This window comes from Peribacillus sp. NPDC076916, from assembly GCF_050269675.1.
Lineage (GTDB): Bacteria > Bacillota > Bacilli > Bacillales > DSM-1321 > Peribacillus > Peribacillus aracenensis.
Map to the genome: position 1 here is coordinate 30,933 of NZ_JBNNIU010000012.1, position 11,926 is coordinate 42,858.

General features: G+C 36.1%; 11 protein-coding genes. 1 reads left to right on the forward strand and 10 read right to left on the reverse strand.

The genetic code is table 11. The features are described 5' to 3' along the window. Window positions 1-707: 707 nt before the first annotated feature. From ACQKFG_RS23175 to ACQKFG_RS23220, 10 genes are all read right to left on the reverse strand, one after another. The gene (locus ACQKFG_RS23175) at window positions 708-1,532 is read right to left on the reverse strand and encodes a class I SAM-dependent methyltransferase (protein WP_427563264.1); all 825 of its coding nucleotides are present in this window, start codon (window positions 1,530-1,532) and stop codon (window positions 708-710) included. Between the two features lie 337 nt (window positions 1,533-1,869). Continuing rightward, entirely contained in the window at window positions 1,870-2,691 is an 822-nt protein-coding gene (locus tag ACQKFG_RS23180; RefSeq protein ID WP_427563266.1) for an alpha/beta fold hydrolase, read from the reverse strand. 627 nt (window positions 2,692-3,318) lie between these two features. Continuing rightward, complete coding sequence (locus tag ACQKFG_RS23185; RefSeq protein WP_427563364.1) at window positions 3,319-3,774, reverse strand: hypothetical protein; 456 nt, start codon at window positions 3,772-3,774, stop codon at window positions 3,319-3,321. 42 nt (window positions 3,775-3,816) lie between these two features. Further along, complete coding sequence (locus ACQKFG_RS23190) at window positions 3,817-4,311, reverse strand: (2Fe-2S)-binding protein (RefSeq protein WP_427563268.1); 495 nt, start codon at window positions 4,309-4,311, stop codon at window positions 3,817-3,819. Then, window positions 4,304-5,146, reverse strand: a complete 843-nt coding sequence (locus ACQKFG_RS23195; RefSeq protein ID WP_427563270.1) for an FAD binding domain-containing protein — start codon at window positions 5,144-5,146, stop codon at window positions 4,304-4,306. The genes ACQKFG_RS23190 and ACQKFG_RS23195 overlap by 8 nt, the downstream gene beginning before the upstream one ends. Continuing rightward, window positions 5,146-7,467 (reverse strand): xanthine dehydrogenase family protein molybdopterin-binding subunit, encoded by a 2,322-nt coding sequence (locus ACQKFG_RS23200; protein ID WP_427563272.1) that lies wholly within the window; start codon window positions 7,465-7,467, stop codon window positions 5,146-5,148. The genes ACQKFG_RS23195 and ACQKFG_RS23200 overlap by 1 nt, the downstream gene beginning before the upstream one ends. Window positions 7,468-7,497: 30 nt before the next feature. Then, window positions 7,498-8,100: a nucleotidyltransferase family protein gene (locus ACQKFG_RS23205; protein ID WP_427563273.1), complete on the reverse strand. Its 603-nt coding sequence runs from the start codon at window positions 8,098-8,100 to the stop codon at window positions 7,498-7,500. Further along, on the reverse strand, window positions 8,097-9,038 hold the full coding sequence (locus ACQKFG_RS23210; protein WP_427563366.1) for an XdhC family protein: 942 nt from the start codon (window positions 9,036-9,038) through the stop codon (window positions 8,097-8,099). Before ACQKFG_RS23210 ends, ACQKFG_RS23205 begins: the two co-directional genes overlap by 4 nt. Before the next feature lie 318 nt (window positions 9,039-9,356). Beyond that, window positions 9,357-9,803, reverse strand: a complete 447-nt coding sequence (locus ACQKFG_RS23215; protein WP_427563275.1) for a HEAT repeat domain-containing protein — start codon at window positions 9,801-9,803, stop codon at window positions 9,357-9,359. Between the two features lie 280 nt (window positions 9,804-10,083). Further along, window positions 10,084-10,911, reverse strand: a complete 828-nt coding sequence (locus ACQKFG_RS23220) for a TrmB family transcriptional regulator (protein WP_349728482.1) — start codon at window positions 10,909-10,911, stop codon at window positions 10,084-10,086. Window positions 10,912-11,049: 138 nt separating this feature from the next. Between ACQKFG_RS23220 and ACQKFG_RS23225 the strand changes: the two genes are divergently transcribed. Beyond that, window positions 11,050-11,679, forward strand: coding sequence for a homoserine/threonine efflux transporter (locus ACQKFG_RS23225; protein ID WP_192204829.1), 630 nt, complete (start codon window positions 11,050-11,052; stop codon window positions 11,677-11,679). Window positions 11,680-11,926 lie beyond the last annotated feature (247 nt).

Consider the following 11,926-nt stretch of genomic DNA (forward strand, 5'->3'; position numbering starts at 1 on the left):
ATGCAATATATCACATATTGCATGCCGTTAAAATAGAAATAAGAAGATTTTACCGCTGTATTATTTAATTGATTTCATAATTGCTCCACCACTTGGCGTAAGACTACTTGATGGTGTCTCGTCAATGGAGTAAAGTAAAAGCCAGAATAAAAGAATTCAAACTCTTTCTTTTCAAACCAAAAAGACAACACTCACAACCAGAGTACTGTCTTTTTAATTGGATTATCCCATCATTGAGAAAGTAATTGGCGGTCGATTTTCGTTCCTAAGTAAGGGAAAAAGCAAAAAAATATCGGAGAATTCGAGGGGAGTCTTTCCATTAGGGGAGGTCATGTTGAAATACCAAAGAAACATGACTTTAGTCAAGCTTCTTCGGTTGCAGCAAAAGTCCGGTTGCGAATTCCATTAGAATGTTTTCTAAAAAAATGTCTTGAAAATGTCTTGGTGCTGACCGCACTCATTACAGGAATATTCTATTTCCAATGCATCCTCAGTTACTGTATGTACGGTCTCTTTTTTACAAGTTTCACAAAATCTCTTTTCGGATATTTCTTTCATGTATCATTCACACTCCGTTTTCCCATCAATGGTTTGTAGCCTTGTTACTATTATTTTGCGAATATCCTTCAGAAAAAATACCTTTTTCCTGAACGACCTTAAAAAAGAAGATAATGAATTCAGGGAAAATGGTAATGGAAAAGTTAATTTCACTTCGGACTCCAATACATCAAAGCTGCATGAAACGGATATTCATATTCAAAAACTCCTTCTTTTTCCACCACATATTTATTAAGGATTGATTTTACTTCATCATAGGAAAAATGTTCGTCGAGAATTTTAGTCGTATTATCACGAATCATTTCTTCATAGGTGGAATAGATTTTTTTACTTTTTAATTTAACGATCTTACAATCCGCCAGTATTCCAAGTTGATACAAAACATTCAAGATGTGTATGTAATCCCGCTTTCTTAAATTGATCGTATATCCTCTTTGCTTCAATTCCATATAATGAGGTTTTTCTGGTCCTGTTGTCATGCCTACTATCACTAATCGGCCTGCAGTCTCATTCATTTTTAATAAGATTTGACCGATTTCTGTCATACGGTAATAACAATTAAACCCAAATACTACATCATAACTTTCTCTTTTGGTATCACTTTCCCACTTATCATGAATCAATTCCATGTTTTCGAAACCTTTTTCATTCGCTTGGGATGCTAAAAAACTGATAATGCTTTTAGAACTATCTATACAAGTTAGCTTCCTGACTTCTTTTGCAATTTCGAATGTATAATTGCCCCATCCAGGGCCGATTTCCAATACATGATCATCCTGTTTTAATAATGCCAATAACTCTCGCTGCACATGTTTTGCATAAGGATCCGCTTTATGTTGTTTTTTTTCTGCCACTTTGGAGGACCAAAAAGCTTCTTCTGCGGCATCATCTTTTAGTCGATTTGGCATTTTACCATAAGGATCTAGCATGGATTCTCTCCAAAGTTCAATATAATCAAAATTATCAGTCTTCATCTTCGCTCTCCCCCAATTATATAATTTATGTATAATGATTTTTTCTTACACTATTTTTACCCCATAGTTGCAAAAGAAAAAGAGCTGCAAATCAGCTCCCGATAATGAACAAAGCCTTTTTTATATTATAATCTCTCAACAAATTAGCATTGTTCATACTCAACTACTTGCAGCGTTTTGTCCAAAGACTCACTGCTTTAGGGCTTTCTATTTCTCTATTTTATAGGTACTCCTTTTAATAATACAATAAGATTATCCATAAAGTATGGTTAACATGATGTTCGAAAAGGGGAGTGTGACGTTTCATCCGCTTCTCCCCTTCTATATATCTAAAGGTTTACACGTTTTTAAAATGCTGCTGAATATAAGAATTCACTTTATCAGGCACTTCGATTTGGATAAAATGCCCGGCATTTTGAATAATGTGAACCTGTGCATGTGGGAAACCTTCTTTCTGGAGCTTGTAGGCAAATTCAAAAGGTATATAAGGATCCATCTCTCCCCAAATTATTGTGACAGGTATTTTGATCTGATTTAGTTTTTGATTGTACGATTTTACCTTTTCTATATTTCCAGAACGGTATAGATCTAAGATGACTTTACAAGATTCGGGAGTTCTAAAGACACGAAAGAAGTCTTCCATAATTTCGTCACCTATGTTCGGAATCGTTTTCTTCAATTCAGTTTGAGCTTGTGGATCACCTGACATGCGCTTCATTATTTTCTCTCCAGCATTTGGTGTTCTCCAAATCTGAGCAAGTGAGTGCCACTTATAATCTACTGATATGGTTGTATTTGAAACAAAGAGACTTAGTATTCTCTCTGGATGATCACATGCCCATTTCAGTCCAATAAGTCCGCCCCAGTCATGTACAATAAGGTGGAATTTATCTAGTTTTAGTTCCCTTGTAAAATCCGATACAAACTGTTCATATCTTTCCCAGGTTGAAGATTCATCAAACTGTTCACTTTGGCCGAATCCAGGGAGATCCGGTGCGATGGTTCTAAATCCACAAGACACAATGCATGGAATCATTTCTTTCCACAAAAGACTGGACTCAGGTACCCCGTGCAATAAAAGTACTGGGGGATCATTAACATTGCCTTTCTCGATATAGGATACCATCTTTCCATTTATTATCATTTTTTTCTTTTCCACTTTTATCAACCTCCTGAATAAAGTATTTTGAAACCTTATTAGCATAATGACAGGTCATAGTTCCTGGCTAGAATGGGGATTTATTCGGAATAGACTATGGATAAAATAACGATATAGACAGTTTAAATGGAATTACTATCAAATCCCTCTCTCATTTCTATGTTAGTTTGTTATTCAATGCTTGTGTTTTTAGATTTTTATCTAAAGTTTAGTCATAAATGGAATTATTAAAGATGTGGATATGGACTCCTTCAATTCTTTGTCCGAGATTTATTCGCTTCCATCTCTCCCCCATATAACATCAAACACAAAAAAAGGTAAAGCTACAAAAAGGCCTCACCTCTGAAATGATTAAAACCTTCATTACTCTAAAGGTATCAAAGTCATTTGATCAATCCACTTTACTTGTACTTTCTCTCTTTAATGCATGATCTAATCTTTATGGGTGTATTTAAATCCGTAAATGATTCAATGTTTCTAATCCAATCTTTTCTAGGTTTATTGTAATTTAGACATCTGTGGACTTTTGCTGAGTGAAGAAAAATATGAAGATGATAATGGGAATGGCTATTAGAAAGGCATTGTTTCTCGAACTTTTAATTGTAGGAATATCTGTTAATGACATTTTTACTCATTTCCTTTTAATGTAGTTAATAATTCTGGTGGTACGTTATAATGCTTCTTTACAATCGTATTGAAAAAATTATAATCTTCAATTGGCAATGCCGGAACAACTTCAGGATAACCAAATATAGGACCGGAAACATTAATTGAGAAATCACCAGACGAAATAAATGTTCCTGTCACATGTATGGCATCATTGATTAATAATATAGCTATGATGATGTCCAATATATCGATAAAAAGATTTCCCACTTGCGACTGGTCCGTCCCTTCTAAACGATGGCCCCCAAAAAGAGGCCCGCCTAATGAGATACTAAATCTTCCTGGTCTTACAAACACGCCAATGATTGTGATTTGTCCAGTTAATAATAGGATGGCTGTTGTAATTTCGAGATTACGCTGAAAGGAGTGAATTACTTTTTTTTCTGAATTAACTACACAGGATTCAATCAATATCACCACTCCCCATGTAGGCATTTTATTCATATAAACGGGCAAACGTCACTGATTTGATTGATTTTTATTTAAAAGTTCTATTACTGAATATATGGCTTTTTCAATTTCTTTATATCCGGTACAGCGACAAATATTCGAAGAAAGCCATGTTTCAATTTTTTCAGGGCTTGGGTTTCTGTCATTAAGGAGTAAAGCCTGGCAAATCATTATAAATCCTGATGTACAATACCCACATTGAAAAGCAAAATGTTCCACGAATGCTCTCTGGATCGGGGTATTCTTGAGGCCTTCAATTGTAAGGATTTCTGAATCAATGGCTTCAATGGCTAACATTAAACAGGATTTCATTGGCTGGTTATTCATTATAACTGTACAAGCGCCGCAATCTCCATTTAAACATCCAGGTTTAGCTCCTGTAAGTCCAATTTTATATCGGAGAACATCTAGCAATTTATCTGATGCCAATATATCCCTCTCATAACGTTCTTTATTTATTTCTAATTGAATGGTAATTTTTCGATCCGCCGAATGACTATTCATGTTCCTCACCACCTATATATGACAAAATGTATGAAAGGGTATTTTCTAAAACAAATAATCTATATTCATTGGATCCTTCTATATCGTTTAAAACCTGAGCTGGTAAAAACTCAAAAGAGTTTAAAATTCGGTCTTTAATAGATAATCTCTTATCATTTAGTTTGTTTTCCATTTGAATTGACCGAAAAGGAAATGGACATACCCCGCTGAATGCAAATCGAATATATCCTTCTTTTTTTAATGAGGCAACTGTTAAAAGCGGATATCCCGTTTTCCATTGCTGCCTCTTCTTTACACTAATGTGTTTAGCTTTCGTATATTCTTTTTCTGTTATAATTTGTACGAGAAATTCCCCTTCGTCAAGTCGTAGCTCTTTATGGAAAACTTCATTAATAAATTCTTTCCTCGTTCCTTTTGGCCCTGCAATAATGACAGTACTATCTGATAATAAAAATGGAAGAACTGCCTCTCTATAAAAAATTTGACCACATATGTTTCCACCTATAGTGATTTTATTTCTTGATGTATAATCAGCAACTTCTTTTGAAGTATCCGCTAATAGCGGAAATAGCCTATTTTCTTCGATTGCGCGTAAACTCAATGTTGAGCCAATGATCAGTTCTTGGTGTTGAAAACCGAATGCATTGCATTCGGGAATCCCTTTTAAATCAATAATCGCATCGGGGTATATAAAATTTAAACGTCCTAATGTTAAAACTTCAGTCCCCCCACCATAATACATAGTTTTTTTTTCTTGTAATTTTAATAGTTGATAAAGTTCAATCGCCTCTTTTATCGATCGAGGTTTATAATAATCAAAATTATAAGGTAACATTACGCTCTTCTCCCTCTTTTCCCCCTCCAAATGAGTTCAGGAAGTAATGGCAACTGGTTCAAAGGAATCCCAGCCGCCAAAGATAAACTGTTACCTAAGGCAGCTGGCATACCAAGAAGCCCATGTTCCCCAAGGCCCCTTGCGCCATATGGGGCATCTAATTGTGGTGTTTCAACAAATTCACAGATATATTCAGGGTTTTCTCCATATCTTAGCGGTCTATAGGTTCTGAGTTGAGGGTTCAATACTCTGCCAAGCTGATCGAAATAGAATGTTTCACGCCCACCAAATGCTATGCCCATGCTCATTGCACCCATTATTTGTCCTTCTGCAGTTTTTTGATTCAGAACCTTTCCTGCATCAATGACAGATATTGCCCTTACTATCTTGTAAGTATATTCATTTATGTCATACTCTACTTCTACCCCTTGTGCGCCAACAGTCCATTCAGGACCTGGTCTGCCTGCACCTGTATCGGGATCTAAATTTGTTATATGTGGGATGGTATATTGCCCTCTACCGATGATTTGTCCTCCAATCGTGCTTCCGTCAGGATATGTATACCCATACACTAGCCGTTTGAAAGGAATTTCTATATTCGGTTCCCCTTTCATAAAGACCCTTTCCTGTCCAAGGACGATGTCTTCAATTGGAGCTCGTAATACACAAGAAGCAAGTTTCTTTATTTGTAAAAGAGCATCTTCCGCGGCTTGAATCGCAGCCCTTCCTGCCATTAATGTTCCACGGCTTGCTACCGTTTTCCAATGTTCTGGTGTATTTTGTGTATTTACCTTCAACTGAACGTTTACACGATCAATGGGGACCTTTAATTTATCTGATACAATCTGTGCTAATATCGTTTTCGTTCCTGTACCGATTTCTACTACTCCTGACATAAGGTTTACACTGCCATCAGGATTAAAGGTTAAAATCACACCAGATCCAGCGTTGGTATCGATCGTTGAAGTTTTCCATATACAAGCGATCCCTTTTGCCCTTATAATCTTGTCGTTTATTTTAACTAATTGGCCCTCTTCCCATTTCATTTTTTTCTTAAGCACCTGTATGCATTCAGGAAGATTACCCACCGTGCTCGAATTCAATTTAACTTGTGTTGGGGTGGAGTGTCCTGGGAGGATCGCATTCATTTCACGCAGTTCAAGTGGATCCATTCCAAGCTTTTTTGAAAGAGAATCCATAGTCCGCTCAAAAGCAAACAGAACTTCTGAATGGGCGAAACCTCGATAAGGCGAGGCATATGGATGATTTGTATACATGCAGAGAGAGTCACACCAAATATTTTCTATATTATAAGGTCCGGTGCAATCCACAGCACCAGCACGGCTTAGATCTGTAGCTTTGTCGGCATATGCTCCCCCGTCCCATAAATACGTCAGCTCTGCGACCTTTAGCAAACCAGATTGTGTACAACCTAATTTAATGGTAGCATCTAATCCAATATGACAAGGTGATGTCAAAATATCCTCTTCACGACTATTTTCAACTTTTACTAGCCTGCCATTAACGGCCTTTGAAGCGATATAAGCTAATAGTTCAAGTTGGACCGAGGCTTTACCACCGAATGCCCCTCCAACAAGTGGAGTGTTTACTATGACGTTGCCAATTTCAACATCAAAGTAATCACTTATCAAACGCTTGATCATGAAGGGAGCTTGAGAAGAAGAAGTGATAATAATCTTGCCATCTGATTGAATTTCCGCTAAAGAACATCTTGTTTCCATGGCTGCATGGTCGGAGGGGGAAAAAGAAAACTTTTCCTCAATAATGATTTCGCTCTCTTGCCAACCTGTTTTTCTGTCGCCTTTTCTGATTTTGGTTCGATTTGCTATATTTGTGCCTGGCTCGGGAAATACCTCGGATATTTTTTTATAAGTATCTAAATCTGGGTGGAGTAGAGGGGAATTGGGATTTAAAGCTTCCATTGGTGAATTGACTACGGCTAAAGGTTCATAGATAACTTGAATATTGTCAGCGGCAATCTTTGCTTGTTTCTTTGTATCAGCAACAACAAGTGCTACGACTTCACCATGATAGCGGACCTTATCTTGAGCTATGGGGTACCGATCCCTGATTTCTTCTCCTGTTAGTGGTAAATTCCCACCTGTTATGATTGCACGAACACCTGGAACTTTTTCAGCTTTGGTTAGATTGATATGTTTAATAAGGGCATGTGCATAAGGACTAATTACCTTTTTAACATGGAGAATTTTCACTTCTACTCGATCTCCTGTGTAAATCGCCTGCCCTGTCACCTTTTCCCAAGCATCTTTTCGAATTACCCCTTTTCCGATAATATCCATATAGTCTCCTCATTTTCATTATTATTCTTTTTAATTGTTATCTATTTTGTTTTTCCAAAAAAGATATTCTTCCATATTATCAATATCAACAAACCATTTTTCCACATAAAAAGGAACAAGTATCCCCTGTTCTCTCTTCGCCATTAGAATCTGTCTTGCGCCTCGGTCTCCTCGTAAAAGGTGAATGTCGGAAAAGAGATCTTTGTCAATAAGTATGGGAGGTCGTATACAACCATGAAAACTAGAGGCAACAAAGGAGTAATTAGGGTTTCGTTTGTATATTTCGATGAGTTTGTTTATCATATTTGTTGTTATAAAGGGCTGATCAGCAAGTAAAATTACTACGGCGTCCGAATGTATGTTGTTTGCTGATCGTATACCTGTTTGGAGTGAATGGGATTGACCTGCTTCAGGTTCTTTAATTTCTACCGTAATTATTTTTTCAGAACTAAAACCTGATAAATCCAGGTGGTTTAAATGATTCGAAACAATGATAATACCGTTAAGTTCAGATAGAATCGCTTTTTCTAATCCCCATCGTCCCATTTCTTTATTTCCTAATGGCAATGCTAATTTATTTATACCCATTCGATTACTATTTCCAGCGGCCAGGTATACCCCAGTTATTTTCATTCGGGATGTCCCTTCATACTTTTATGCTGAATTAATTCGGCTATAATGCTAACTGCAATCTCGAAAGGGCCCTTAGCTCCAATTGATAAACCGATAGGTGAGTGTATATTATTAGGGGGTTTCGTGTCAAATAAACTGGCTGTACGTTTTTTGGAACCTAAAATGCCTATATAGGATAATGGCTGATTCATTATTAGTGAAAGTATTTCTTTATCTCTCTGAAAGTTATGAGTCATGATGATAACATAATCATCTTTTTTTAAAGATAATTGTTCCATAATTTCAGATGGGAATCCTATAATATGGCTAACTGCGTCGGGTATATTATTTTCGTTACAAAGCTCGGACCTCCAATCGCAAACAGTAACTGAAAACCCTATTGAGGTAGCCATAGTGACAACTGGATATACATCACATCCAGCTCCAAAAATGATTAAACGCGGTTTAGGTATAATCTTTTGCCTATAAATAAAGCTAACATCATTTTCTTTGCGTTCATTAGTATACTCATCCTTTGGCCGGAAAGAATACCCCAATAAGTTCCAATCATCATCTAACTCAATTTGATGGACGATCACCTTAGCTTCTTTAATGGAAGCCAATACATATGAAAGATTTTCTTTTAATTTATGGTCCACATACTCCAGTAATATATAGAGAGTTCCGTTACAACCTGTTCCAATTCCCCATTCTGGATCTTCATCACTTTCCATTTGATATACAAAGGTCTCTGTATTTTTCCTTTCAAACACTCTGCAAGAATGAAGAATAAGATCTTCCTCGATACACCCAACACTAATAACGCCTGAAGATGTACCATCTTTTTTTATAAGCATGGAGGTACCTTCACGCAAGTATGCTGAACCTTCCACATGAATGATGGTAGCCAATACACACTCCATGGATGTCGATTGAATTTCTTCAAGGATAGTATACATTTGATTCACTTGTCTTCCCCCTGGTCTTCTATGAGTTCATTCATTCTATTAATATCATTATGTTGATTTATAAAAAAAATGTGTTTATATAGAAATAGAATTATTCTAGTGTGTGCTGAGCACATGGGAAATGTGGTTTTTCTTGAATTGTGCTTTAAAGGCTCTCGGTCATTTAATCCTTGTATGCAAGAGAGTGTCCCATTCGATGGTTTAAAAAAGGGGAGGGATATACATGTATTCCTATTTTATTGGTAAACAAAAAGGAGCAAAAATTTTGCTCCTAAATCCAATCTTATTTGTTTTCCTTTTGAATGAATGTTATCTTTTCGATAACGCAGACCAAGTATTTTCTAACCACTTATCAAAATCTGCCCCTTTTTCACCCTCATAGGTATCATATATATCCATTCTCATTTTCTGAAGTTTATCTTTGAATTCAGTATATGAGTGATTTTCTGGTAAACTCTTCTTGATCCTTACTAAGATTTTGGTTAATCCTTTAACCAGATCGCCCTTTTTCCTTGGTGGCAATTGGACATCTTCGCCTAATCTTTTCAGTTGTCGGTATGCAGCCTCTTGAACTTTATATACAGAATCACTATTCATGATATGTGTGAGAATGTCGATCACTTGTTTGTTTTTTGACTGTCCTAATTCTTCGATCGCATCCAAACGTTCTCTCCAATTAGATTTGCGATTGGCAGATTTTTTTAATTCCTCATAGTTGGCAGGTAACTCGATACCTTTTGTTTCTTTATTATCCAAATGAATCATTTCTCCTTCTGTCTTTATGTAATCCGGATATCAAGATGTCAATCCGATACTATAATAGTCCCATTACCAAGAATGGTTTATTCCATTCTTCATTATACCCGTTTCCCTATTTTAATATAGTTATATTTCTTAATCATCTGCTGCATCTTCAATCAAAAAAGTGACTTTATCTTTAAAGGGCATAAATCCTGCCTGGATGTATGCCCCTATTGTTGACAATAATGTTCGCTTTCTTATTATGCTGTAAAAAACAGGAATTAATAACCCGAATCTAGTCCACGTAATGTTTTTTATAATCTGGATGGATAGAAAATTTTTTACGTAAATTGGCGAGGTTTACACCAAAGCTTTCTTCTAAAAGTCCCCTATGTTTCTCCATGATTTCCATGAGATACAAATCATGAATCATGACTTCTGTAATGGGCATGACCAAACCTACATGCATGGTCCATGCTGCACGGCTATCTTTACCAAGCGAGACAATACCTGCTACCACTTCTGAATCATCTCCACTAATAACAAGCCATCGCCCACCATACTCTTCTGTAATTTCATGACCCATATAATGAAGGTAAACATTAGCAAAATCACAGACGATTTCACCATAGGCAATAATTGTGACATTGACTCCTTTATTTGCAGCCTGTCTTAGTTCTGACTCTAATACTTCGAATTCTTCTTCCCAAATCTCTAAGAGTATTCTTTTTTTAGCAGATAATATACAAGCTTTTACCTTATCGAGTATTTCATTACGCCCCATGATGTTCCAAATGTTTTCACGATCATTTGCAGAACGTTCAAACTCCGCTAATGATTTTTCTGCCAGTTCAAAGTTTTCTTCTGCTTTCATGCGGCGGTTTTTTATTAGCTCGCTTGCAGGTACGGGAGTATACTGTGGAGTGTTTCCAGGACTAACTAGAATATCTCCTCTTATTGCGAGACTGTCCAGTATTTCATATATTCTTGAACGTGGTACACCGGAGTTTTTTGCAACTGCATAGCCTGTCAATGGCGATTCTTCCAATAAGGCAAGATATGCTTTCGCTTCATATTCGGTAAAATTCAGATTTTTTAATGTGTCTAAAATGTTTTCTTTCATAAACCCTCCACACAACCGTAGTTGCTACCTTTGTAACTAATATTTTAGCAAAATCTGTTGACGATTTCCATTTTCATCTAATATACTTACATAAGTAGTTACTTTAGTAACCCCTATTGAAGGGAAGGGAGAAATAGTATGGATAGCTTACTTACATACATATCAATAGTTGCAATGATGGTTATTATTCCTGGAGCAGATACCATGCTCTTAGTGAAAAACACGCTTAGCTATGGTCCAAAAGCCGGACGTTATACCGTTCTCGGAATGGCAACGGGACTTTCTTTTTGGACGCTTATTGCTATTCTTGGACTATCTGTTGTCATTGCAAAGTCCGTGATTCTGTTCAGTACAATCAAATATTTGGGAGCCGCCTACTTAATTTATTTAGGGATAAAAAGTTTTTTTGCTAAAAGCGCTTTTTCATTAAAAGAAATTCAAGCACAAGCAAATACACCTACGAAGTATTCAAGCCGGCATAATAAAGATTCCTTTATGCAAGCATTACTTAATAATATTCTTAATCCAAAGACCGTTTTAGTTTATATAACAATCATGCCTCAATTTATCAATTTGAACGGAAATGTAAACCAGCAATTGATTATATTAGCGTTCATCTTAACCTTTCTTGCTGTATTGTGGTTTCTTTTTCTTGTTTTTCTAATTGATTACGCAAAAAAATGGATGAACAACTCTAAATTCCAGAAAGCATTCCAAAAATCAACTGGCTTAATTTTAATAGGTTTTGGCATAAAAACAGGAATTTAAGTTCATTTACTAACACATCTAATTTGATGATCCGTTCAGAAAATTGAACGGTTTTTTTCATATGTATTTACATGCAATTAACATACTGTGCACTAACATAATCAATCTTTCATCCATATATATGGCACTGCATTATTAATCTACAAGGAGTTTTTCATCAATCATTATATTCCCTAACATGGGTCATTAATTAATTGAAAAATAAAAAACGTCAGCATTTTCCCATAAGTGCGATAATGCTGACGAG